The organism is Archaeoglobus sp. (assembly GCF_017656475.1).
In the GTDB taxonomy this organism is placed as follows: Archaea; Halobacteriota; Archaeoglobi; order Archaeoglobales; family Archaeoglobaceae; genus Archaeoglobus.
Genome location: NZ_JACDNT010000006.1, coordinates 21,788 through 42,967, shown reverse-complemented (window position 1 = coordinate 42,967; position 21,180 = coordinate 21,788). Strand labels below are relative to the sequence as shown.

At 46.4% G+C, this 21,180-nt stretch carries 27 protein-coding genes and 1 tRNA gene; 11 read left to right on the top strand and 17 right to left on the bottom strand.

Annotated features, from left to right (window positions below; translation table 11 throughout):
• Positions 1-11: 11 nt before the first annotated feature.
• From H0Z19_RS02905 to H0Z19_RS02875, 7 genes are all read right to left on the bottom strand, one after another.
• Positions 12-332, bottom strand: coding sequence for a nucleotide pyrophosphohydrolase (locus H0Z19_RS02905; protein WP_290723643.1), 321 nt, complete (start codon positions 330-332; stop codon positions 12-14).
• A 22-nt stretch (positions 333-354) separates the two neighbouring features.
• Positions 355-1,458, bottom strand: coding sequence for a 3-hydroxyacyl-CoA dehydrogenase (locus H0Z19_RS02900; protein WP_290723640.1), 1,104 nt, complete (start codon positions 1,456-1,458; stop codon positions 355-357).
• A complete protein-coding gene (locus H0Z19_RS02895; RefSeq protein ID WP_290723638.1) occupies positions 1,455-2,267 on the bottom strand; it encodes an acetoacetate decarboxylase family protein in 813 nt (270 codons plus the stop codon). The genes H0Z19_RS02900 and H0Z19_RS02895 overlap by 4 nt, the downstream gene beginning before the upstream one ends.
• An 8-nt stretch (positions 2,268-2,275) precedes the next feature.
• Positions 2,276-3,022, bottom strand: a complete 747-nt coding sequence (locus tag H0Z19_RS02890; RefSeq protein ID WP_290723635.1) for an acetoacetate decarboxylase family protein — start codon at positions 3,020-3,022, stop codon at positions 2,276-2,278.
• A 21-nt stretch (positions 3,023-3,043) separates the two neighbouring features.
• Entirely contained in the window at positions 3,044-4,348 is a 1,305-nt protein-coding gene (locus tag H0Z19_RS02885) for an acyl-CoA dehydrogenase family protein (RefSeq protein ID WP_290723633.1), read from the bottom strand.
• A 19-nt stretch (positions 4,349-4,367) separates the two neighbouring features.
• Positions 4,368-4,988 carry an SCP2 sterol-binding domain-containing protein gene (locus tag H0Z19_RS02880; protein WP_290723632.1) on the bottom strand — a complete coding sequence of 207 codons (621 nt, stop codon included), beginning with the start codon at positions 4,986-4,988 and terminating at the stop codon, positions 4,368-4,370.
• A gap of 95 nt (positions 4,989-5,083) precedes the next feature.
• Entirely contained in the window at positions 5,084-5,641 is a 558-nt protein-coding gene (locus H0Z19_RS02875) for a hypothetical protein (RefSeq protein ID WP_290723630.1), read from the bottom strand.
• Between the two features lie 180 nt (positions 5,642-5,821).
• On the opposite strand from H0Z19_RS02875, the gene H0Z19_RS02870 reads away from it, so the two are divergent.
• Positions 5,822-6,532 carry an RAD55 family ATPase gene (locus tag H0Z19_RS02870; protein WP_290723629.1) on the top strand — a complete coding sequence of 237 codons (711 nt, stop codon included), beginning with the start codon at positions 5,822-5,824 and terminating at the stop codon, positions 6,530-6,532.
• Here H0Z19_RS02870 and H0Z19_RS02865 read toward each other — a convergent pair.
• Genes H0Z19_RS02865 through H0Z19_RS02855 form a run of 3 tightly spaced genes read right to left on the bottom strand, consistent with a single transcriptional unit; the run spans position 6,502 to position 8,841 of the window.
• The gene (locus H0Z19_RS02865) at positions 6,502-7,137 is read right to left on the bottom strand and encodes a hypothetical protein (protein ID WP_290723628.1); all 636 of its coding nucleotides are present in this window, start codon (positions 7,135-7,137) and stop codon (positions 6,502-6,504) included. The two genes, H0Z19_RS02870 and H0Z19_RS02865, sit on opposite strands and share 31 nt — an antisense overlap.
• Entirely contained in the window at positions 7,134-8,237 is a 1,104-nt protein-coding gene (locus H0Z19_RS02860; protein ID WP_290723626.1) for an ATP-binding cassette domain-containing protein, read from the bottom strand. The genes H0Z19_RS02865 and H0Z19_RS02860 overlap by 4 nt, the downstream gene beginning before the upstream one ends.
• The gene (locus H0Z19_RS02855; RefSeq protein ID WP_290723624.1) at positions 8,221-8,841 is read right to left on the bottom strand and encodes a biotin transporter BioY; all 621 of its coding nucleotides are present in this window, start codon (positions 8,839-8,841) and stop codon (positions 8,221-8,223) included. Before H0Z19_RS02855 ends, H0Z19_RS02860 begins: the two co-directional genes overlap by 17 nt.
• Positions 8,842-8,919: 78 nt before the next feature.
• Here H0Z19_RS02855 and dmpI point away from each other — a divergent pair, with 78 nt between their 5' ends.
• On the top strand, positions 8,920-9,111 hold the full coding sequence (dmpI, locus tag H0Z19_RS02850; RefSeq protein WP_290723623.1) for a 4-oxalocrotonate tautomerase DmpI: 192 nt from the start codon (positions 8,920-8,922) through the stop codon (positions 9,109-9,111).
• Positions 9,108-10,190, top strand: coding sequence for a chorismate synthase (gene aroC, locus H0Z19_RS02845; protein WP_290723621.1), 1,083 nt, complete (start codon positions 9,108-9,110; stop codon positions 10,188-10,190). Before dmpI ends, aroC begins: the two co-directional genes overlap by 4 nt.
• A 29-nt stretch (positions 10,191-10,219) precedes the next feature.
• On the opposite strand, the gene H0Z19_RS02840 is transcribed toward aroC, so the two are convergent.
• Positions 10,220-11,464 carry an acyl-CoA dehydrogenase family protein gene (locus H0Z19_RS02840; RefSeq protein ID WP_290723619.1) on the bottom strand — a complete coding sequence of 415 codons (1,245 nt, stop codon included), beginning with the start codon at positions 11,462-11,464 and terminating at the stop codon, positions 10,220-10,222.
• A gap of 332 nt (positions 11,465-11,796) precedes the next feature.
• Here H0Z19_RS02840 and H0Z19_RS02835 point away from each other — a divergent pair, with 332 nt between their 5' ends.
• Positions 11,797-12,165: an ArsR family transcriptional regulator gene (locus tag H0Z19_RS02835; protein ID WP_290723617.1), complete on the top strand. Its 369-nt coding sequence runs from the start codon at positions 11,797-11,799 to the stop codon at positions 12,163-12,165.
• Positions 12,165-12,881, top strand: coding sequence for an alpha/beta hydrolase (locus H0Z19_RS02830; RefSeq protein ID WP_290723616.1), 717 nt, complete (start codon positions 12,165-12,167; stop codon positions 12,879-12,881). The genes H0Z19_RS02835 and H0Z19_RS02830 overlap by 1 nt, the downstream gene beginning before the upstream one ends.
• On the opposite strand, the gene H0Z19_RS02825 is transcribed toward H0Z19_RS02830, so the two are convergent.
• The 3 genes from H0Z19_RS02825 to H0Z19_RS02815 all read right to left on the bottom strand — a co-directional run bounded on the left by H0Z19_RS02825 (position 12,871) and on the right by H0Z19_RS02815 (position 16,384).
• Positions 12,871-13,524, bottom strand: coding sequence for an adenylate kinase (locus H0Z19_RS02825; protein ID WP_290723615.1), 654 nt, complete (start codon positions 13,522-13,524; stop codon positions 12,871-12,873). The genes H0Z19_RS02830 and H0Z19_RS02825 overlap by 11 nt on opposite strands.
• An 83-nt stretch (positions 13,525-13,607) precedes the next feature.
• Positions 13,608-15,539 carry an acetate--CoA ligase gene (locus tag H0Z19_RS02820; protein ID WP_290723613.1) on the bottom strand — a complete coding sequence of 644 codons (1,932 nt, stop codon included), beginning with the start codon at positions 15,537-15,539 and terminating at the stop codon, positions 13,608-13,610.
• Positions 15,540-15,655: 116 nt separating this feature from the next.
• Complete coding sequence (locus H0Z19_RS02815) at positions 15,656-16,384, bottom strand: amino acid ABC transporter ATP-binding protein (protein ID WP_290723611.1); 729 nt, start codon at positions 16,382-16,384, stop codon at positions 15,656-15,658.
• A gap of 145 nt (positions 16,385-16,529) precedes the next feature.
• On the opposite strand from H0Z19_RS02815, the gene H0Z19_RS02810 reads away from it, so the two are divergent.
• The 5 genes from H0Z19_RS02810 (at position 16,530) to H0Z19_RS02790 (ending at position 19,792) form a co-directional block, all read left to right on the top strand.
• Complete coding sequence (locus H0Z19_RS02810) at positions 16,530-18,221, top strand: succinate dehydrogenase/fumarate reductase flavoprotein subunit (protein ID WP_290723609.1); 1,692 nt, start codon at positions 16,530-16,532, stop codon at positions 18,219-18,221.
• Between the two features lie 7 nt (positions 18,222-18,228).
• Positions 18,229-18,942: a succinate dehydrogenase iron-sulfur subunit gene (sdhB, locus tag H0Z19_RS02805; protein ID WP_290723607.1), complete on the top strand. Its 714-nt coding sequence runs from the start codon at positions 18,229-18,231 to the stop codon at positions 18,940-18,942.
• A gap of 1 nt (position 18,943) precedes the next feature.
• Positions 18,944-19,318 (top strand): succinate dehydrogenase, encoded by a 375-nt coding sequence (locus H0Z19_RS02800; protein WP_290723605.1) that lies wholly within the window; start codon positions 18,944-18,946, stop codon positions 19,316-19,318.
• 1 nt (position 19,319) lies between these two features.
• Entirely contained in the window at positions 19,320-19,664 is a 345-nt protein-coding gene (locus H0Z19_RS02795; protein ID WP_290723602.1) for a succinate dehydrogenase hydrophobic membrane anchor subunit, read from the top strand.
• Between the two features lie 56 nt (positions 19,665-19,720).
• Positions 19,721-19,792: transfer RNA gene (locus H0Z19_RS02790), tRNA-Arg, on the top strand.
• A gap of 125 nt (positions 19,793-19,917) precedes the next feature.
• Here the strand turns inward: H0Z19_RS02790 and H0Z19_RS02785 are convergent.
• The 3 genes from H0Z19_RS02785 to H0Z19_RS02775 are packed head-to-tail and all read right to left on the bottom strand — an operon-like array spanning position 19,918 to position 20,493.
• Positions 19,918-20,193: a YiiX/YebB-like N1pC/P60 family cysteine hydrolase gene (locus H0Z19_RS02785; RefSeq protein WP_290723600.1), complete on the bottom strand. Its 276-nt coding sequence runs from the start codon at positions 20,191-20,193 to the stop codon at positions 19,918-19,920.
• Position 20,194: 1 nt separating this feature from the next.
• Complete coding sequence (locus H0Z19_RS02780; RefSeq protein ID WP_290723598.1) at positions 20,195-20,386, bottom strand: hypothetical protein; 192 nt, start codon at positions 20,384-20,386, stop codon at positions 20,195-20,197.
• On the bottom strand, positions 20,368-20,493 hold the full coding sequence (locus H0Z19_RS02775; RefSeq protein ID WP_290723596.1) for a hypothetical protein: 126 nt from the start codon (positions 20,491-20,493) through the stop codon (positions 20,368-20,370). Before H0Z19_RS02775 ends, H0Z19_RS02780 begins: the two co-directional genes overlap by 19 nt.
• A 335-nt stretch (positions 20,494-20,828) precedes the next feature.
• Between H0Z19_RS02775 and H0Z19_RS02770 the strand changes: the two genes are divergently transcribed.
• Positions 20,829-21,179 carry a NifB/NifX family molybdenum-iron cluster-binding protein gene (locus tag H0Z19_RS02770; RefSeq protein WP_290723595.1) on the top strand — a complete coding sequence of 117 codons (351 nt, stop codon included), beginning with the start codon at positions 20,829-20,831 and terminating at the stop codon, positions 21,177-21,179.
• The last annotated feature ends 1 nt before the right edge of the window (position 21,180 follow it).

Genomic DNA, 21,180 nt, shown 5'->3' with positions numbered 1-21,180 from the left:
TGAAGGCCTAATCAGAATTCATAAACTCTATCTTTTGGATACTTCCTCTCGTTCTTCTCCATTTTCCTCTTGACAGCCACTAACGGGTCAATTCCGGCAACATCGCAGAGGAAAAGGGCGTAGATGAGGATGTCTGCAATCTCTTCCTCCACCTCCTTACGTTTCCCCTCAAGAACCTTCATTTCATCCTCAATGCTCTTCGTCCACTGAAAAAGCTCAAGGAGCTCCGCAGCCTCAATTGCGATTGAAACGGAGAGGTTTTTGGGTGTGTGGTACTTCTCCCAGCCTCTCGAGTCTCTGAACTCTCTCAGAATGTCGAAAAGTTCCTGCATGGAGAAAGTTAAGTTTAAAAAATTAAAGCTTGCTCCTCAACAATTCACACGGTCTGAATATCTCAAGCTTTGTTACCTCGAAAGCCTCGTTGAGCGCTTTAAGAATGTTCGGGTAGCCAAGCATCTCTGCTGCATCCATTATTCCGTAAGGGGCGTTCGTTGCGAGCATGTAAACTCTGTTTACCGTCTTTTCATCGGCAATCCCGTCTTCAACAATTCTCAAGGCTTCGTTGACTATCGCCGCGACAAGCGGCCTTACATCAGCAGGAGAAGCTGTGGGGATTTTTGCTTTGCTTCCTTCCCACTTGTAAAATCCCTCACCGCTCTTTTTGCCAAGCTTTCCCCACTCGACCATTTTCTCCAAGAAGAAGTCCATTGAGCGAATTCCTTTGAATCTATCCCCGTAGTAATCCCGGAAGCTTTCAAGAACGTCTTTTGCCACATCAAGTCCAATCATGTCAAGGAGCTCAAAAAAGCCGTATTTCAAGCCGAGATTTTTCAGAGCGGAATCGACTTCTTCAGGTCTGTGATAAAGCAGGCAGTACCCAACCGCAACGCCTGCAGCACCGAGCATTCTGTTCAAAACATGCCCTCTGCACTCCTTCTTCAAAACAACTGGCTCCTTACCTATGGTCTTGGCCATGCTAACTCCTTTTTCTAACGCCTCCTCTGATACCCTGCTACCTCCCACCTCCACAAGGGGCATGAGGATTGGAGGGTTGGAAAAGTGGAATAGTGTGAGCCTTCCGGGATTCGAGAGCTTCTCAGCAATCTCGGACGGCATGAAGCTTGAGGTGTTGGTTGCAAAAACAGCCTTATCGTTAAACCTCTCTATCTCCCTGAAAAGCTCTATTTTTGGCTGTAGTTTCTCTGTAATGGCTTCAACAATAAAATCGCAATCCCTGACACTTTTCAGCTCTGTTGTGTAGTGAATGGATGAGACTAACTCATCCCTCTTCTTCAAACCCGCCTCTTCAAGCTCATTTAGGCACTCTTCTTCGTGCTTCTCTCTTGCTTTCTTCAGAGATTCCTTGCTTCTGTCCACCAGAACCACTTTAAAGCCTGTGTTGGCAAAGAGGGCCGCTATATCAGCCCCCATCGTTCCTGCCCCTATGACACCGATCATAGTTTCCACTCTTTAACGACTTTGTCCGGCCTCAGAGCCATGTCGTAATGCATGTAAGCTCCCATCAGAATCTGCTTCACCTCAACCTTGTGTATTGGGTCGGAAAGGGAGGGAGAGTCGTATGTTAGCGTCGCCTCGCCTCCCCAGATTCTCTTTCTACCAAGCTTCACGTGGTCGTATGTGACCTTGACCTCATCATCTTCGTGTATTCTCATGTACGCATACCACCTTACAAGCTGGGCCAAGCCATCACCGCCCTCAATGGGTGGCAGCATTCTGAGCGAGTAAATCGGCGTTTTTTCTGGTAGCATCGAATCCACCATCGCATCTGGAATTCTCTGCTCTGGTTTTATGGAGAGCGTCAGAAGCTTTTTGTTTGGTGGTCTTTCAAGGTAGCCCGTTACAATGTCCATATACTTCTCAATTCCCATCTTTGCGAACTTCTTGGGAGCACCGACCACCTCCCTTCCACCAGCCATCGCCGCATCGTTGTCAACATAGATGTAGGGGAGATAGTAGCCCATTTCCCCTTCAAAATCGACCTGAATCAGAGTGAACATTTCGTAGTAGGGGCCAATTGTGGAGAATGGATAGTGAGCGATAAAGACCGCAGCACTTTGGGAGGGTGTGAGTTCAAGCCCCTCTGGAAGTATAGCCTCAACACTCTTATCTGTCAAAAAGAAGGTCATCACACACTCACAGTTGACGTATTCGGTCACTGCATCTCTTGCCTTCATCGCCTGGCCAAGTGCACCGTAAAGACTGGCGTCGAGAGGGATCGAGAGACCCTCTCTGCTCCTCTTGAGCATTCTCCACCTCAGTACTCCCTAAGAATATCAACAAAGCCAAGTTTCATGTCAAACTGGAAGTAGACGGCCGTCATGAAAGCGTCAATCTCAACCTTGTGGACTGGGTCGATGACAGAGGGAGAGTCGTAGGTAATGTTCCCTGGCCCCATGAAGATAACTCTCTCTCCTTTTGGGTCAGTATGGAAGTCTATGTCCGCATACCACTTAACGAGTTGAGTAACTCCACCCTTGCCTTTTATCGGCGGAAGGTGACGGACTGAATAGAGATAGGTGGGTTTTGGAAGGATAAAATCAATCATCTCCCCCATAGCCCTTGTGTTGGGCTTCATTACGAACGTTACAAGCCTCTTGCCCGTGGGTCTTTCGAGATACCCCATCACAACGTCAAGTTCCTTAACAAGCCCGATGCTCGCCAGCTTTTTCGATGCACCAGCAAGCTCCCTTCCGGCAGCCAGAGCAGAATCGTTTGTTACGTATATGTACGGAATGTAGTACCCCATATCTCCCTGCTCGTCTTCCACCTGAATTACCGTCAGATATTCGTGGTACTCACCAACCGTGCTGAAGGAATAGTGAGAAATCCAAATTCCTCCCTGAGCGGGTTTGCTGTATGGCTTCAATCCTTCCGGCAGTAAATCTTCTACATCGTTCTTGATGGTAAAAAATCCAGTTATAGCCTCGCAGTTTCTATACTCAATCCCCCTTTCCTCATCCACCTCGTAAAGAGGGGAATCTAACGGAATTCCTTTCAACATACCAACCACCTCATAACCATCTCAACTCAAAATTCTCGTAATATGATTTACATCATAAAAGTCCTTTTCGTAATTGTCTATAACATCCTCAGCAGCTTCAAGACTTAGAACCTCCACCGTTCCGTCCTCAATTAGCATGCTCCGCGCATCTCTGAATAACTTCTCAATTATGAACTCCTTGCTCAGCCCGTAGGCGCCGAAAATTTGCACGGCATCGTGTGCAACCTCGTAAGCAATTTTTTTTGCGTAAATCTGCGCAGCCCTCGCATGTCTTGGCGAGGCATCTGCTGTCTGCTGCTCTATTATTTTCTTATGAGTGTATTCCGTTACCTTTCTTACGTAGTAGCGTGCAGTCTCGACCTTCTCGAACATCTCGTAAAGCTTCAGCTTTATGTTTTTGTGCTTCGCTATCTCCACTCCTCCCTGAACTCGCTGTCTGGCGTAGTTCAAAGCTTCCTCAAAACACGCTCTCGCCAGGCCGACAGCAAAGGCCCCCATTCCACAGCTCGTCAGGCAGAGGAGCTGGTCGCAGAAGATGCCGTAAAAGAAGCCCGGTGCAACAACAACGTAGTGCTCAGGAATCCTGACGTTGTCAAAGAATAGCTCTCCCTGAGGATCGTCCCTCATTCCGAGCATGTCTGCCGGCTTTCCCTTTTTTACACCATCTGAATCAAGGGGAACTATGCAGAACAGCCCTTCTGCTATACTTCTCGACCCTTTAAGCTGTGCATGCAGTCCGCAATGAGTTGCGACTGGCGCTGATGAAACCCATGCGGACTTCTGCCCGCTTATCACCCACTCATCTCCATCTTTCTCAGCAACAACATTACCCTTGCCAAACCTCGCAACGAGCTCCGGATCCTCCCTTAAGGTAATCAGGTAGTCACTTCCGTGTTCAGGCTCTGTAACTCCCCAGCAACCGTGAAACTTCCCCTCTTCATCTTCAATCCACGGAACTACCAGTTCCTCATATATCTCAGGTGTTCCAAAGAGAGCAGCAGAAACGAAAGGTATCATGTCCACTCCCAAAGCTGTAGCGAAGCCCAAGCTACCCCAAGCAACCTCCTCGAAAATTATGTAGCGCTGCAAGGGCGTTAATCCCGGACCGCCTTTGTTCTCTGGAAGGTACATGCGATGGTATCCGAGTTTCTTCATCTGCTTCATCACTTTGAAGTACGGCGATCCTGGCTTGATCCTGTCTTCTGGAGGCATTCTGTCCAGTTCGACTGAGGCAGGCCTTATAACCTCCTCAGCAAATCTGTGAACTTCCTCTCTGAGCATGCGGTCTTCTTCGCTTAACTCATCGAGGTCAAGAAACTTTGACATCCCTTAACACCCATAAAAATTAGGATTCAATGGGGATGGATGCCATGAGGTCTGTAAATTTCTTTACGGTGGCCATGTTTCGCATCATATAGCCCATATCTCCCTGCAGCTTGAGTTTACCGCTAACGACAAGAGTGATAGCGTCTGCTTTCCCCATAACGAGCTGCTTGAAAACAGCATACGGCCCAATGAGCTTGAACTTCGCGTCCTCATGCTCTCCCGGCGCAGCAACCTCGATGTGCCTGAATTCACCGTGCCAGAAGTCCATCCAGATGTTGAGCGTAGCACCTTTCGCAGCCTCAAGTATTTTATCGGGATTTTCAGCTATCTTCTTTGCAATCTCTTCCACATTGACCTCGCTCAACTCAGCATCCAGAGACAGGCCGAGAGCCTCAAGCATTTTCTCACTTGGCGTTCCCCTAAAACTCTCCCTTTTCTCCTTTGGAATGCTGTCCAGCATCTCGAGGAAGCCCTTTAGAACCTTCGGATTCTGGAAGTCCTTCAAAGCTTCCTCATCCAGCTCTACAACACAGAGGTAATCTCCTTCCCAGTTGGCTGCCACTTTTTTGTATTCCTCATCGGCGTTTACATTCTTATGCAGCTCTTCCATCCACTCCTTTGACGGAAACACAACTGCCATGTTCAATCAAATCATTAATGAGTATTTTAATCTTTTGAGATTACAATATTTAAACATTAGCTTACTTGCTTACATGTGAGCGTTTATGAGCATAATTACTCTTTTTTAAAAATCAGAGTGTAGCCACCCGGGTAAACAGAGTATCTCACATCCCCTCCGTAAGTTCTCTCAAAAAAATGCTTGATCGCCTTGCACAGCAGCTCAGCAACTCTTCTTCCAACGTTTGACCTCACCAATATATGTGTCTCACTCTCCTCACGGTTCACCTTCGCATCGAGAGCCCAGTTCATTGCTATTAAAGCGATTCTCATAAATTCAATTGCCTCTCCGATGGTGATTTTTTCTATGGGCTTCCCGTAGTACCATTCGAGCAGAAAATTGATCTCATTCTCACTTAACAGCTTATCGATATCTCCCTTGAGGACATTCTCTGCACTCTCGAACCCTATAGCGATAATTCCTGCTTCCTTCATCATTTTCAATCTTAGGCGATCAATCTTTGATATTTCGTTCCCTCTAATTTCATAAAGAGTTTTTACGGCTTCTTCAAGAAGTCTGTTAAGCTGACCGTATTCAGGCAGGAGTTTTTTAATGTAATTTTCGTAGACATTTTGGTCTATCGTCGTCTGTATTCTGACTTTTCTTGAGGCCATACAACAAGTAGAGTTTATGGTCATATAATTGTTATTATTTTTTGTTTTTTTGAATGACGATGTTTATAATGAGCATAAATTTACTAATTAAGGTTTCTCGTTCCATTTATAATTACACAATTATGATTATAATGGAAAAAGCTTAAATGCATCAATGTTCTAATGTTTAATGGTGGTAAAGTGCAACTACTAAAAACCTCTGATGTACCCACAGGCATTGTTCTTCTTGACAGAAGGCTGGATGGTGGTTTACCGCCAGGTAGCTTTGTATGCATCCACGCAAACCCGCTCGCGATGCCTGAAGCGTTCCTTTACCAGTTTGCCACCGTTATGAAGACCTACTACTTTACCACCAGTCGCCCGGCAAAATTCGTCAAAATAGATATGGAAAAACTCCGCCTTGACACTCAATTTGTTACATTCATCGATGTTTACGAGCAGTACTATCTTAACGAGTATGGTCAGTTCATCGTCGAGGACAAATACAGAGATAAAGAAATTTTCGACTATGTTGATGACAGATTATCGAAAATAGCCGAAGAGGAGAGCGGCGAGTATAATATAATTATTGACTCTCTCTCATTCTTCCTGAACCTCAACACCGACTGGGGACTTAAAGACTGGTTGATAAATAAGCTGTACACGATCTCTAAGGAGAAGGGAGTTGTTGTTTACTGCCACCTCGTCAAAGACCTTCATCCATTAGATGTGGTCAACAAAGTCCTGGAAATTTCTGATGTTGTGTTTGATGTTGAAGTTGAGAGGGTGGGTGAGAGGTTAGTTAGTAAGTTCGCCGTGCCAAAGTTGAGAGGGAAGAGACCCGTTTCTGAGTACTTCAGATTTTACATTGAAGAGGGCATTCAGGTGGATACCTCAAGAGACATCGCATAAATTAAAACAAAGATTGAAACAACCAGCAGGAGGTAATCAGCTTTCCCCGGTTTTCTTGTTTTTCCAGCAGCCTTGTACCTGAAATTCTTCGAGTAAAGTGACTCGGAGAAGCTTACCGCTCTCAGAATGGCTGTGGAGACAAAAGCTTTTAGCAATCTGTAGTAGGACCTGCAATAGATGTTCTTGACGTTCTCAAAGTCGCTGACTATTACCGGAAGTATGGATAGGGCAATTTGAAGCAGGCTCACGAGTTTTTCTGGAAACTTGAAAAACTTCAGGGCTCCAATGATTTCAGAGGGTTGAGAAGAGAACACAAGAGACCCGGCGGAGATTATTGCCAGAAAGGCCAGGAGCGATTTTAAAGCCGTGATTCCGACAAAAAAGGCAGTGACTGCAAAGAGGATGTAGAAGGGCAAAAAGGCCTTCAGGAGCTTCAAGCTCCTACTCTTTGTCACAAGTAAAGGAACGAATGTTGCGGTTAGCGAAATTTCAAAAGCCATGCCCGAAGCGTACACGGAGACTGAGAGGAGAGAAGCTGACAGCAGCGCACACCTGCCCTCTCTCTCCCCACCCCTCAGCCCCTCTTTGAGCGATTCGACTATCATAGCTCCATTTTTCTGTCGCAATGCTCAGCAACTTCCGAATCGTGCGTTGCGATGATTGCTGACTTTCCGTGCTTTCTGAGCAGGTAGATCAACCTCTTCCTGAAGTTGCAGTCCTGCCCGGCTGTAGGCTCGTCGAGCAGCAAAATTTTTGATTTGAACGCCTTTGCAATTGCCACTCTCTTCATCTGTCCCCCGCTGAGGGACTGCGGATGCCTGCTGAGAAGCTTTTCTATCCCAAACTCTTTGGCAATGGCTGAATCAACCTCCTTACCCACGCTGTCCTCGACAAGGTGGTAGGATGGATTCTGCAAAACAATCGAAAAATCCAGCCCTTGCCCTCTCATATCGCTTGCCATTCTTTTCAGCATCATCGTCTTTCCCGCCCCGTTTTCCCCAACAAGCGCAATTAGCTCCCCTTCTCTGAGCTCAATTTCTCCTTCATATATTAACTCACCCAGTTCAACCTCCGGAATCTCTACATCCTCAATTTCAAGGCCGATATTCACCGTTCTCTCGAAGTACTTCGAAAACTCAAGCCTGTGGTCTGAAACAACGTGAGGGTAGTCCTTGATAATTCTGATGACTCTCATCGCATTTTTACGGCTTAAATTTGCGAAAGGTTCATCAAAAACGAGTACTTTTGCCTTTGAAACTATTGCAGAAGCGATTTCGACCAACTGAAGCTCTCCGGTGGATAGCTCGTAAGTTTTCCTCTCCAAAAGCCCGGCAATTCCTAGTTCTTCGCAAACTTCTTCAGCCTCTTTTTTAGCCTCTGACCTGCTCACCCCAAGCTGAATGAGGGGGAAGAGGATTTCATCAGCGACTTCTGTTGAGGTTATCATCTCTTCGGGATTCTGCTTGACAAAGAATACAATTTCTGGACTTGGTTTCTGCCCGAAAACCCTCACGTGGCCTTCAAGATTTCCGCCGACAAAGTGGGGAATTAAGCCGTTAATCATTTTGAGGATTGTACTCTTTCCGGAACCTGTTGAACCAATGATGAACTCACAACCTTCAAAAGTCGATTTGAAATCCCTCAAACCTACATTTCCGTTTGGATAAACATACATTTTAACACTAAACTCAATCAATTTCCACACCTCTCTCCTTCAGCATTCTGTGGACGTATTTGAAAACCAGAACTGCAAGAAGGTGGTCAACGAAGAAGTCCTGTGGGATGAATAGCAGCACGGTGGCAGCAAAGACTACCATCGCTGGAGAAGTTAGGCTGAGGCCGAACATTCTTGTAGCATTCTCAGACCATAAAAGGAGGCTTTGTGTGTTGATTGCGAAGCTGTAGAAAACAATAAAGCCGAGAAGGTAGATTGGAGCAGATGCAAAGAGTGTTGAAATCCAGAGCAGCAAGACTTCTTTCCTTTCTCCCCTTTTCCAGATAAACTTCCTGAAAACTCCAGCCAGAAATGACGAGATTGTGAACCCATACAGAAATCCCGCTGTCGGGCCCAACAGCGCCCCCAGCCCTCCCCCACCAGCAGCCATTGGGAGAGCGAGGGCTATGAGGAGTAGGTAAAGCAACATTGCGATAAACCCGTAGTAGGATCCAAGCAAGAAGCCTGAGAGCATGACACCGAAATTCTGCATTGTGTATGGAATCGGGCCGACTTTAAAGCTGAGCTGGGCAGATACTGCAGTTATTAAAGCCATTACCACTGCTAGAACAACCTTTTTAATATCGTTAACCATGAATGCTGACAGGTTAACGAATTTAAAAGCTTTACGAGGTGACAACAACTCTTATATTATTCTGAGCTAACAAATCTTATGCCAGTCTTAATAGTTTACGGGCCAAAACTCGATGTTGAGGAGAAGAGGGAGTTCGTGGAAAAGCTAACGGAAGTTTGTGCAGAAACTTATGGCATGGATAAGAATGCAATAACTATTCTGCTGCACGAACCTCCGGCAGAGAATGTAGGTGTTGGTGGAAAGCTTATAGCGGATAGAGAAAGAGAATGAACACCTTCGGATTTTTTTTAAAGGTCACGACCTGGGGAGAGAGTCACGGAAAGGCTGTTGGATGTGTGATTGACCACTTCCCCTCTGGAGTGGAAGTTGACGAAGATTTCATTCAAAAAGAGATGGAAAGAAGGAGGCCGGGAGGAAAGTATGCTTCGAAGCGGAAAGAAGTTGACCGGGTGGAGATTCTTTCGGGAGTTTTTGAAGGCCTAACGACCGGCACTCCGATTTCGATGATTATATGGAACACCGATGTTGACTCGAAAGCGTATGAAGAGTTGAAGACTGTTTTCAGGCCCGGACATGCCGATTACACCTACTGGGCAAAGTTTGGGATAAGAGACTGGAGGGGTGGGGGGAGAGCTTCGGCAAGGGAGACCGCGTCGAGGGTTGCTGCTGGCGCGATGGCGAAACTGCTGCTGAGGAAGTACGGTATTAAGGTAATGGGGTATGCAAAGGAAATTGCAGGTGTTGAATGCAGGATAAGCGACCCTGAGGAGGCTTTTGAAAGGGCAGAGAAGAATCCCCTAAGGATGCCAGACGAAAAAGCAGAGAAAGAGGCAGAGAAGAGGTTGAAGGATGCAATGAGTGAAGGGGACAGCGTTGGGGGTGTTGTGGAGGTTGTAGTCAAAAATGCCCCTGCCGGGCTGGGGGAGCCTGTTTTTGGCAAACTCGATGCGTATCTGGCATACGCGGTCATGGGCATTCCAGCAGTGAAGGGTGTGGAGATTGGAGCTGGCTTCGAGGCTGCAAGGAAGAGAGGGAGCGAGAATAACGATCCGCTGGCGATAAGGAATGGTAAAATAGCCTTCTTAACCAACAATGCAGGCGGAGTTCTTGGAGGAATTTCCAACGGAGAAGACATAGTTCTGAGGGCCGCAATTAAGCCGACACCGTCCATCTCAAAGACGCAGAGAACAGTTGACTACGAGAGAATGGAGGAGGTGGAGATAAGCGTTAAGGGCAGACACGACCCCTGCATAGTTCCCAGGGCTGTGCCGGTTGTTGAGGCAATGGTCGCGCTGGTTATTGCTGACTGCATGCTGATGCAGGGATTAATTCCGAGAAGATTGCTGTAGGAAGACTTCAGAAAAATTGAATGAGAAATTTATTCGTAAACTTTCTCCCACTCCTTGTACCAGTCCATCGCGTCCTTCTCTACGTCCCTGTCTTTTGATGGTAACCCCATCATCTTGTATGTCTCGTGTTGGATGAGCATCTTCATGATTTCGTTGCTTCCCGTCCATATCGGTGAGAGCCTCATGTCCCTGAGCATCCTCTCAACCGGATAAACCTGTGTGTAGCCTATGCCGCCAAGAATCTGCATCGCTTTGTTGACCACATCCCATCCAACGTCTGTTGCGAAGTACTTTGCCTCGCTCACTAACCTTCTCGGATCTGGGCCTTTCCCGGCGTCGTATAAGTCTACAGCTCTCGCAGCATTGTAGGTTAAAGCCCTTGCTGCATCAAGCTTCGTTATTGCCTCAGCCACCATGAAGTTAACTCCCTGAAACTCCCTAATTTTCCTCCCGAAGGCTTTTCTCTTGTTTGAGTACTTTACGGCAACTTCCAGAGCTGCCCTTGCCGTTCCGAGTGCTCCAGCAGCGGAAGTTAGCCTTTCCGGGATCATCATTCTGTTAAAAATCTCTCTTGCTCCATTAACCTCACCAACCCTGTACTCATCCGGCACCTCGACATCCTTGAAGACTATCCTTGCCGTCCCCATCCCCCTGAACCCAAGCAGGTTGTAGATCTCTTCGATCTCAACACCCATGTCCCTCTCAACCAGAAAAGCGGTAAGAGCCTTGTGTCCGGGAGCATTCGGATCTGTTCTGGCGTAAATCAGGTAGAAGTCTGCAACCTTTCCTCCAGCGATAAACCTCTTCGCGCCATTCAGCACCCAGACATTCCCCTTCTTTTCCGCCCTCGTCGTTGTGCCGAAGAAGTCGCTACCACCTCTCGGCTCAGTCAAACCCTCAGCCGAAACCTTTTTTCCCTTGATTATTGGCTTCAGAAACTCCTCTTTCTGCCACTCCTGACCAAAGCGGTATATGGCTTCTCCAACAATGCTGACCATCGCGAAGCTGCATCCAATTCCGTTTCCCAACACACCAACTTCCTCAACAGCCACACTCTCAGCAGTCCAGCTCAGCCCTCTCCCGCCGTACTCTTCAGGGAATCTCAATCCAAGCATTTTTCTTTTCGCCGCCTCCTCCAAAAATTCGAGGGGATAATCAACCTCATCTCTGTCCATTTTCCTCAAAAGTTCGGGATCAACGGCATTAACAAGCTCCTTAGCCTCCTCCCTTATTTTTATCTCCTCCTCCGTCAGAAGGGCATTGTTTTCAAGCATTTGCATCACCTCTCCAATAACATATTTCTTAACGAAAGTTTGTTAATTTTTCCCCTTTTGTCTGAATTTCTAAAGATAATATTTTTTGATAATATTTTTAAAAAATACATCTAAAACTTCTCTCGAATTCATTCAAGTTCTGGGATTGTTAAAGCACTCCCTTTTCTTATTTGAAAGTTGTTGAATTATTGACTTTATAATATATCCCTTCTAATGATTTATCTAACAAAATAGCAGGTGGATATTAGATAAATACCTAAATGCAAAAAAATTTATATAGTCCTTAGTATAAGTAAAAAATGTAACACTAACTGTAACTGGAGGTGAATCATATGGTTGAAGAGCTAACTGAAAAAGAAGAGAGAATCGTCCAGCTACTATCAGAAACTGGCCTGAACAGAAATATAGCCAAAGTGGTGGTTTTCCTCGCAAAAGCTGGTGAAGCGGTTTCAAGAGATATAGAGAGGGCAGCAAATCTCAGACAGCCAGAAGTGAGTCTGGCGATGAAGGACCTCAAAGATTGGGGCTGGATAAAAGAGAGGGAGATCAAAAAGAAGGGCAAAGGAAGACCGCTCAAATGTTACAAACTCACCAGAGACTTGAAGGAAATAGTTTCAGAGCTCGTCCAGAACAAGAAAGAGGAAATAAAGAAGATTGAGAAGGATCTTGAGGAACTTGAGAAGCTTGTCGGATTAAAATAATGTATCTGGATAAAAAGATAGGAAGAGTATTCGCCAGGATACAAGTAGATAAGGCTTTAGTCATCTGTCATGGATTGCCGTACGAGTCAGGTTCGGTGGTGGAAAAGAGTTACATAAATCTTGCCTATTTATTTTCCAAACGTGGTTTTCCGACCGTAATTTTTGACTTTTCAGGAACCGGGTTGAGTGAGGGATACTTCAGCATTAGGTCGTGGGTTGAGGACTTGCTGACAATAGCAGAAAATTTTGAGGAGGTCAGCGTTCTTGGATACAGCATGGGTGGGGCTGTTGCAGTGAGGGCTGCAGTAGAAATGCAAAACCTTCAAAAGCTCGTTGTTGTTTCCTCTCCCTGCTGCATAGACCTCTTCAGCGATCAGGTTCTGAAAATGATTTACGAAAATGCTCGTATGAAAAACATTTTGAAGGGAATCGGGAGCTTTGAGAGTTTTCGTAACTCTTTTTTGAAGGAGTTTTTCGAAATTGAACCTAAAAACTGGATTGGCGATGTTAAGGTCGAAAAGCTAATCGTGCATGGAAGAAAAGACAACATCGTGCCCTTCGAGAATGGAGTTACTCTTTACAACTTTGCTAAAGAGCCCAAGACATTCGTGGAGGTTGAGGAGGGAGACCACTTTTTAAGACAGGATGAAAGGGTTGTTGGTCTGATCGCTGACTGGCTTGAGGGCAAAATAAAGGTAAAAAGAATCAGGATTTGATTTTTTCGAGTATGGCCTCTATTTCCTTCCAGACCCCTTCTATATCTTTTGTTCCGTCAACGTCGTAGAGTATGCCTTTCTTCCTGTAGTAATCAATGAGTGGTTCCGTGTTCTCTCTGTAAACTCTGTACCTCTCCCTTACAGTCTCCTCCTTGTCATCATCCCTCTGGTAAAGCTCCCCTCCGCACTTGTCGCACTTGTTATCCTCCTTGGGAGGAGCGTAAATTAAGTGATAAACAGCTCCGCAGTTTTTGCATGTTCTTCTGTAAGTGATTCTCTTTACAACCTCCTCTTCAGGTACTGCGACGTTGATAACAGCATCGATTTTCTTGTCCAATTCCTTGAGCATTTCGTCAAGAGCCTCTGCCTGAGCGAGAGTCCTTGGAAATCCGTCAAGAATGAACCCTTTTTCACAGTCAGGCTGCTGAAGTCTCTCCTTAACTATCCCGATAACCACTTCATCCGGCACAAGTTCTCCTTTATCCATATACTCTTTGGCCTTTTTTCCCAACTCTGTTCCTTTGGCAACAGCCTCTCTCAGCATATCTCCAGTAGAAATCTGTGGAATACCGTATTTTTCAACTACCCTCTTTGCCTGTGTACCCTTACCTGCCCCAGGTGGGCCGAGAAAAATCAGGTTCATGTGCTTGCTTTGCAGCTACACCTTTAAATTTTTTGATTTTTAACAGATCCATGTTACTGGCTTAAAATAAATAAATTTTAAATTTAAAGCTTTTTCAGCTTTTCCACGGCCTCTCTGATCTCGTCAACTGAAGCCTCCTCCTCTATGGTGGATAGGTCTCCAAGCTCCTCTCCGAGGAATAGCCTCTTCATAACTCTTCGCATTATTTTACCACTTCTCGTCTTTGGAAGCATGTTCACAAACTGTATGTCCTTGAAGACAACAATCGGGCCAAGAGTCTTTCTAACGTGGTCTATTATCTCCTTCTTTAGCTCTTCACTTGGTGTGTAGCCGGGCTTGAGCACAACAAACGCTGCGATCACTTCTCCTCTGATCTCGTCTGGTATCCCACTAACTCCTGCCTCAGCTACGGCTGGATGGCTTATGAGGGCATTTTCAACTTCTATTGTCCCAATTCTGTGTCCAGCAATTTTTATCACCTCATCTGCCCTCCCTGTGAACCAGACGTAGCCATCCTCATCTATGTAGGCAGCATCACCTGTGCAGTACATACCTCTGCCAGCCCCAACTTCCCAGTAGGATCTCACGTATCTTTCAAAGCTGTCCCAGAGAGTTGGAGTAAGGCCGGGGAAGGGTCTTTTTAGGTACATTATCCCTTTCTCTTTTGGTGGTAGCTCCTTACCGGTAAGCTCGTCGAGAACAACGGGGATAACTCCCGGCAGCGGTAATCCAGCAGAGCCTGGCTTTATGAATTTCTTTATCTCGTCACCGTAAAGTCCGTAGGGGTAGCCGAAAAGCGCACCAGTCGTTTCAGTCTGCCACATGTGGTCAATTACGGGGATCTCCTCCTCAAAAACATCTCTGTAAAGCCAGTACCACACTTCAGGATTCAGAACCTCTCCAGCACATACCACTCTCCTGACAGAGCTCAAGTCGTACTCCTTCGCCTTGCCCTCCCCAAGCTTTCTCAGTATCCTTGCCCCTGTTGGAGAAGTCCATATCAACGTTGCCCTGTCCCTTTCCACAACATCCCACCAGGTGCCGGGTTCAGGATAGTCGGGAGTGCCGTCAAAAAGAATGCACGTTGAGCCAGCTAACAGTGGGCCAAAAACCATGTAACTCTGCCCGACAATCCAGCCTATGTCAGAGGTGTTGAATATCACGTCGTCAGGCTCCAAACCATAAACCCACTTCGCTGCGTAGTAGTTCCATATCTGGTAACCTCCCTGGACGTGCACAACAGGTTTTGGCTTGGCTGTCGTGCCGGAAGTTGGCATTACAAATATTGGGTCCATTGCATCCATCTCAACATAGTCGCCGCTCTCCCCTTTCCTCAAATCCAGAAACTCTTTCAGGGTGAAATCCCTACCTTCTTTCAGGTCAATCTCTTGTTCCGGCATAGCCCTCTTTACAACCACCATTTTGATGTTTGCCCTAACCTCTTCTGGCACGTAGCTGAGAGCCTCGTCAATGTTCTCCTTCAGCCTCACGAGCCTTCCCCTTCTTGAAGAGAAGTCTTGGGTAAAGATCAGCTTTGGTGTGGTAAGCTCAATCCTGTCAGCAACAGCCTTTGGTGAGAAGCCCGCAAATACTGTAACCGAAATAGCTCCAATTCTTGCAGCCGCAAGAAGCATAGCAGCAGCCTCAATTGAATTCGGAAGGTACAGAAGAATTCTGTCTCCCTTATTCAGCCCGGCTCCCCTCAGTGCGGCAGAATATCTCTTAACCAGGCTGAAAAGCTGACTGTAAGTTACCGCATAACTCAGGTCCATCTCTGGGTTTTCGTAGATGTATGCTGGCTTGGATCCATACTTTTTCACCTTGTAGTCAAGGCAGTTGTAGCAAATGTTCGTCTTACCGCCTTCAAACCAGCTAAACTTCGGATAATCCCACTTGAATGTCTTTTCCCATGGTTCAAACCAGTAGATGTCTTCCATAGCTTCTTCAGCCTTTTTACTCCAGAAACTCTCCGGATTTTCGTACGCATCACGCCAAAGCTCCCTAAACTCTTCCATTTAATCACCTCTAATAGATATCTTTATTTATTGTTAAAAATACCTTTAAAAAATTTACGACCTTATAAAACTGAATGCTTTGAGATCTTAAAAGTAGAATTTTAACGGCTAAAAACTCAAAGTATCATGCTCAAGAACTTCCTCGTCCTCTCGTGTTTGGGGTTCGAGAATATCCGCTCAGGCTCTCCTTCTTCCACTATTACTCCACCGTCCATGAAAATGACTCTATCCCCTACCTCTCTTGCAAAGCCCATTTCGTGAGTGACTACGACCATAGTCATTCCATCATTTGCCAGAGATTTCATAACGTCAAGAACTTCCTTAACGAGTTCGGGGTCAAGAGCTGAAGTCACCTCGTCAAACAGCATTACCTCTGGGTTCATCGCTAGAGCCCTCGCAATGGCCACTCTTTGCTGCTGCCCACCACTAAGCTGGGCTGGATAGTAATCAGCTTTGTCCGCCAGACCAACCTTCTCAAGCAACCTCAATCCAAGCTCCTCAGCTTCCCTTTTGTCCATTTTCTTTATTTTGATGGGTGCGAGAGTAACGTTCTGCAGGGCTGTGAGGTGGGGAAAGAGGTTGAACTGCTGGAAAACTATTCCGATTCTCTGTCTGATTTTGTTGATGTCAACTTTACTGTCCGTGATATCCACACCGTCAAGAAGTATTTTCCCGCTTGTAGGCTCTTCAAGGCGGTTTATGCACCTGAGCAAAGTTGATTTCCCGCTTCCTGACGGCCCTATAATAACGACAACCTCCCCTTTTTCAACATTCATCGTAACGCCCTTGAGAACTTCGAGATCCCCGAATTTCTTGTGTAAGTCGATGATTTCAAGTTGCGCCATCGTCTTGAGTTGAAGTTTGCTATATAAAAAACTTTTTCCCTTACGTACTAACCAATACAAAGGATACTAAGTGAATTTTAAACCGAGAGGACGATTAGTATAATATTTATATAGGGTGAACTTTAGATTGATTTAAGGTGATGTAATGGAGCACGACATCGTTATTGTCGGTGCAGGGATTGCAGGGATGAGAGCTGCTATTGCAGCAGCTGAAAAAAGCAGAAAACTATCAATCGCGCTAATAGCCAAAACTTATCCCATCAGGTGTCATAGCGTTTGTGCTGAAGGTGGGACGGCAGCGGTTCTAAGGGAAGGGGACAGCTTCGACCTACACGCGTGGGATACGGTTAAAGGCTCTGACTTTCTTGCTGACCAGGATGCTGTAGAGTTTTTCGTGAGAGAGTGTCCGGTTGAGATAATAAGGCTGGAAAACTGGGGGTGTCCATGGAGCAGAAATGAGGATGGAACTATAGCCCAGAGACCTTTCGGAGGACACAGCTTCAACCGTGCCACGTATGCGAAAGACAGGACAGGCTTTCATGAAGTGCACACCCTTTACGAGCGAATGCTGATGTACGATAACATCGAGATCTTTCCTGAGTACTTCATAACAAATCTGGCGATTGAAGACGGGAGAGTTCAGGGAGTTTCGGCGATTCACCTAAAAACGGGCTATATGGAGTTCTTCCAAGCAAAAGCAGTAATTTTTGCCACCGGAGGTGCCGGGAGACTTTACGGTTTCACGACCTACAGCCATCAGGTTACGGGAGACGGACTGGCTATCGCCTACAGAAACGGCATTCCGCTGAAGGACATGGAGTTCTTTCAGTTCCATCCAACTGGCCTTATTCCGTCGGGCATCTTGATGACTGAGGGCTGCAGAGGAGAAGGTGGTTACTTGCTGAACAAAAACGGCGAGAGGTTCATGAAGAAGTATGCTCCTGAAAAGATGGAAGTTGCCCCAAGAGACGTCGTTTCGAGGGCAATGTGGACGGAAATAATGGAGGGAAGAGGTTTTGAGGGAGAGTACGGGCCCTACATAGCCCTTGACCTAAGACACCTCGGTGAGGAGAAAATAGAAGAAAGGTTGCCTTTGATCAGAGACGCTGCGATAAAGTTTGCGGGTGTTGATCCAGTAGAGGAGCCGATTCCGGTAAAGCCTGTAGCCCACTACACGATGGGGGGAATTGACACTAATGTAAGGTGTGAAACCGCGGTGAAGGGATTCTTTGTTGCCGGTGAGTGTGCTTGTGTCAGCATTCACGGAGCAAACAGGCTTGGCTCAAACTCAACTGCTGAATGTCTCGTTTTCGGAAGGGTTGCGGGAGAGGTTGCGGCTGAATACGCTTTGAATGCCGAGCAGGGTAAGATATCTGCTGAGTTCAGGCAGAAGGAGGAGAAAAGGATTTTCGATGATCTGCTTGGTAAAAACGGTGATGAGAGCCCGTATCAGATAAAGAAGGAGCTCAACGAGACGATGGATAATAACATGTGGATATTCAGGGAAGAGAAAGGGCTGAAGGAGGCTGTAAAGAAGATACAGGAGCTCAAAGAGCGCTACAGAAACGTGGAAATTAACGATAAGTCGAGAGGATTCAACACAGACTTGACTTCAGCAATCGAAATCGGCTACATGCTTGACCTGGCAGAAGTCGTGGCGATCGGGGCACTCAAGAGGAAGGAGAGCAGGGGAGCCCACTACAGACTGGATTATCCAAAGAGGGATGACGAGAACTGGCTGAAGCATACAATTGCCTACTACACTCCTGAAGGGCCGAAGTTTGACTACAAGCCAGTGGTCATCACGAAGTGGGAGCCGGTGGAGAGAAAGTACTGAGGGTGGTATGATGGTCAAGTTCAGAATTAGGAGGTATAACGGCAAGAAATCATACTGGCAGACCTTCGAAGTTCCAGCAAAGAGGGGAATGACAGTCCTTGAGGCTCTCTACTACATCAAGGAGAACTACGATTCAAGCCTTGCTTTCAGAGCCTCCTGCAGAATGGGCATCTGCGGTAGCTGCGCGATGAAGATTAACGACAGGCCGAGATTGGCGTGTGAGACTCAGGTTTTGACACTCGGCAACACTGTTAAGGTTGAACCTCTGGACAACTTCAAGGTAATAAAGGACCTCATAACTGAGTTTGACGAATTCTTTGAGAAGCATAAGGCTGTAAAGCCATACCTTATCCGGAAAAATGATAATTATGCGGAGCCAAAGGAGCTACTGCAGACTCCGAAGGAGCTAAATGAATACTACCTCTTCACCCTCTGCATTAAATGTGGAGCATGCTACTCAGTATGTCCAGCAGCAGCAACTCTCGACGAGTATCTCGGTCCCGCTGCCATGACCGCAGCTTACAGGTTCTGTGCAGATAGCAGGGATGAGGGGCAGAGGGAGAGGTACCAAATAGCAAGCTCTCCCAGCGGGGTGTGGAGATGTCACCTTGCAATGGAGTGCAGCGAAGTTTGCCCGAAGAACGTCGAGCCGGCCAAGGCTGTGCAGTTGCTGAGAAGAAAAACTGCTTTCAGCATACTTAAGAGCCTTTTGGGGTGGTAAAATGAGCGTTTCAGGCTGGTTCAGGTTTAAAGGAAGGAGTCTTTTCAGCTGGGCTTTCACGTTTCAGCGACTGACAGGAGTTGTGCTGCTAATCTACCTGCTTGCTCACCTCACTTACCTCTCAACACTCCTCGATAAGACAGGGCTAACTTACGAGAGCATGATTGCCATCACCGTTTCGAGGCAATTTCTGGTTTTCGATCTGCTGCTGGTTTTATGCGGAGTTTTTCACGGCGTAAATGGCTTCAGGATCATCCTGCACGAGTTCGGAATAGCCTATGAAAACAGGAAGCCGTTGCTGGCAATCTTTACTATAATTACAGTCGTGGTGTGGCTGTATGCCAGTTACATTATGTATTCTCTGACAGGTGGTTGAAATGGAGTCAGCAAAGAGTGTTATGGAACCGGTGGCGTGGATTTTCCAGATGCTCACAGGACTTGTGATGATTTTGCTAGTAACACTCCACTTCTACGTCACTCACATGACATCCCACGAAGCATTAAAATATGCTGAGGTGGTAAGTAGAGTTGCTGAGCCAGAGTTTAAAGCCATGTATGCGGCTTTACTGCTTGTAGTGTCTTTCCACGCGTTTAACGGTCTGAGGGCAATACTTCTTGACACCACTGTAGGGATGAGGAAGAAGGGTGCAGTTTCCGCTTTGACGACACTTGCTTTCCTTCTGGCCTTCATTTACGGGCTTTATCTCCTATTTTCAATTTAATTTTTAGAACTGCATAGGAAAAATTTATCTTGCAGGAATTCAATCCTTCAACAACTGCCCCCGTGGGGTAGCGGATATCCTGAGGGGCTGCGGACTCCTCGACCCGGGTTCAACTCCCGGCGGGGGCACTTTTTACTTCCGGTTTCAATCCCTCTCATGACTTTCAGTACGGCGTCGAAATAGCAGTAGAACTATGGACACTTAATCATTAAAAATGCAAAATATAAAAATGAAGATGCATGGGGCCTTAAGATCAGCTCGCCTGAGACATCAGGTACGTATCTCTATCGTCGGCAAGCTCCTGTGGTGCTACGTTGTAGCCGTATCTCCAGCTCCATCCTGGATTCTGATCGATGTCAGGACCGCCGCTTGCCAGATACGCTGCCCAAATTAACTCACTGCAGTAGTATTTGCTACCGTAGACTTCCTTACCACCAATATAAGTGAGCCACTTATAGTCGTATGGCAGGCCAATCTTCGAGACGGCAAAGTTTATCGCGCTGGATTTAACTCCACTGCTGGTCTTCACACTATATACCGCAATCATCCGCATTTTTGACCATATCTACCGATACGACTCTCATACCATCTTTCCAGGCTTCTACCATCTGACCGTTTCCTATGTACATCGCTGCATGGTGCCAGTGGCCTATTATGTTACCAAACTTATCCTCAAGCCATCCAGCGCATCCTCTGCAGAGAATTATATCTCCCGGCTGCAAAATCCCAGGTCCAGATTGTTTCCGTCTCCAGTCCACTCGCCCGGAATCAGGGCACTTGCTGGGGCCACTGTAAGCAGCAAACCAAGCACCACCAACATTGCACGCATGTGACACTTTAATTATCATCAATTTAAAAATTTTTCGATGATAAACAAGGAAAAATATAAAAAATGAAAAAATAGCTTGTTTTCCAGCGGAAGTTACAACACAGGTCGACACTTTCTCCGGAAATATTATCGGAATTGGGAAAATGTTCAGAGTCCTACGATTACATAAAAAGCTGCTTGTAACATCTTAACATCATCGAGTGCTTGGTAGATAATTTGTTTGTGGTAACAACGTATCCTGGTAATGTTGTCGTCTACGGAGGAAATTAGGAAACAAAAATATGCAAACCCAATTTTTAGAAAAGCCTAAAAATCTTGAGGAAGTGAGACTAAACATGAAGGTATGTGTACCGAGTTACAGAGGAGGGTTGGACGACTACGTTTGCGAGCACTTCGGAAAAGCTGAAACGTTTACGATTTACGACATGGAGACGGGAGAAGTCAAAGTTGTGAGAAACACAAGCGAGCATTTTGGTGGAGTTGGCTATCCCCCAGAACTGATAAAATCTGCTGGCGCAGATGTGGTCATCTGCAGTGGAATGGGGGCGAGGGCAATAGCCATGTTCAAAAGCTTCGGAATAAAGGTTTACATGGGCGCCAGCGGGAGAGTCAGGGATGCCATCGAGCAGTTCAGGGCGGGAAAACTGGTTGAGGCTGATGAGGCAATGGGCTGCACTCATCACTAAT

Coding starts and splice junctions, on each gene's coding strand:
- H0Z19_RS02810 (WP_290723609.1), top strand. CDS start 16,530: ATGGAGCACGACATCGTTATTGTCGGTGCAGGGATTGCAGGGATGAGA.
- H0Z19_RS02830 (WP_290723616.1), top strand. CDS start 12,165: ATGTATCTGGATAAAAAGATAGGAAGAGTATTCGCCAGGATACAAGTA.
- H0Z19_RS02825 (WP_290723615.1), bottom strand. CDS start 13,524: ATGAACCTGATTTTTCTCGGCCCACCTGGGGCAGGTAAGGGTACACAG.
- H0Z19_RS02885 (WP_290723633.1), bottom strand. CDS start 4,348: ATGTCAAAGTTTCTTGACCTCGATGAGTTAAGCGAAGAAGACCGCATG.
- H0Z19_RS02815 (WP_290723611.1), bottom strand. CDS start 16,384: ATGGCGCAACTTGAAATCATCGACTTACACAAGAAATTCGGGGATCTC.
- H0Z19_RS02840 (WP_290723619.1), bottom strand. CDS start 11,464: ATGCTTGAAAACAATGCCCTTCTGACGGAGGAGGAGATAAAAATAAGG.
- aroC (WP_290723621.1), top strand. CDS start 9,108: ATGAACACCTTCGGATTTTTTTTAAAGGTCACGACCTGGGGAGAGAGT.
- sdhB (WP_290723607.1), top strand. CDS start 18,229: ATGATGGTCAAGTTCAGAATTAGGAGGTATAACGGCAAGAAATCATAC.
- H0Z19_RS02895 (WP_290723638.1), bottom strand. CDS start 2,267: ATGCTCAAGAGGAGCAGAGAGGGTCTCTCGATCCCTCTCGACGCCAGT.
- H0Z19_RS02855 (WP_290723624.1), bottom strand. CDS start 8,841: ATGGTTAACGATATTAAAAAGGTTGTTCTAGCAGTGGTAATGGCTTTA.
- H0Z19_RS02775 (WP_290723596.1), bottom strand. CDS start 20,493: ATGCGTGCAATGTTGGTGGTGCTTGGTTTGCTGCTTACAGTGGCCCCA.
- H0Z19_RS02800 (WP_290723605.1), top strand. CDS start 18,944: ATGAGCGTTTCAGGCTGGTTCAGGTTTAAAGGAAGGAGTCTTTTCAGC.
- dmpI (WP_290723623.1), top strand. CDS start 8,920: ATGCCAGTCTTAATAGTTTACGGGCCAAAACTCGATGTTGAGGAGAAG.
- H0Z19_RS02770 (WP_290723595.1), top strand. CDS start 20,829: ATGAAGGTATGTGTACCGAGTTACAGAGGAGGGTTGGACGACTACGTT.
- H0Z19_RS02820 (WP_290723613.1), bottom strand. CDS start 15,539: ATGGAAGAGTTTAGGGAGCTTTGGCGTGATGCGTACGAAAATCCGGAG.
- H0Z19_RS02880 (WP_290723632.1), bottom strand. CDS start 4,988: ATGGCAGTTGTGTTTCCGTCAAAGGAGTGGATGGAAGAGCTGCATAAG.
- H0Z19_RS02795 (WP_290723602.1), top strand. CDS start 19,320: ATGGAGTCAGCAAAGAGTGTTATGGAACCGGTGGCGTGGATTTTCCAG.
- H0Z19_RS02835 (WP_290723617.1), top strand. CDS start 11,797: ATGGTTGAAGAGCTAACTGAAAAAGAAGAGAGAATCGTCCAGCTACTA.
- H0Z19_RS02890 (WP_290723635.1), bottom strand. CDS start 3,022: ATGTTGAAAGGAATTCCGTTAGATTCCCCTCTTTACGAGGTGGATGAG.
- H0Z19_RS02905 (WP_290723643.1), bottom strand. CDS start 332: ATGCAGGAACTTTTCGACATTCTGAGAGAGTTCAGAGACTCGAGAGGC.
- H0Z19_RS02900 (WP_290723640.1), bottom strand. CDS start 1,458: ATGATCGGTGTCATAGGGGCAGGAACGATGGGGGCTGATATAGCGGCC.
- H0Z19_RS02865 (WP_290723628.1), bottom strand. CDS start 7,137: ATGATAGTCGAATCGCTCAAAGAGGGGCTGAGGGGTGGGGAGAGAGAG.
- H0Z19_RS02875 (WP_290723630.1), bottom strand. CDS start 5,641: ATGGCCTCAAGAAAAGTCAGAATACAGACGACGATAGACCAAAATGTC.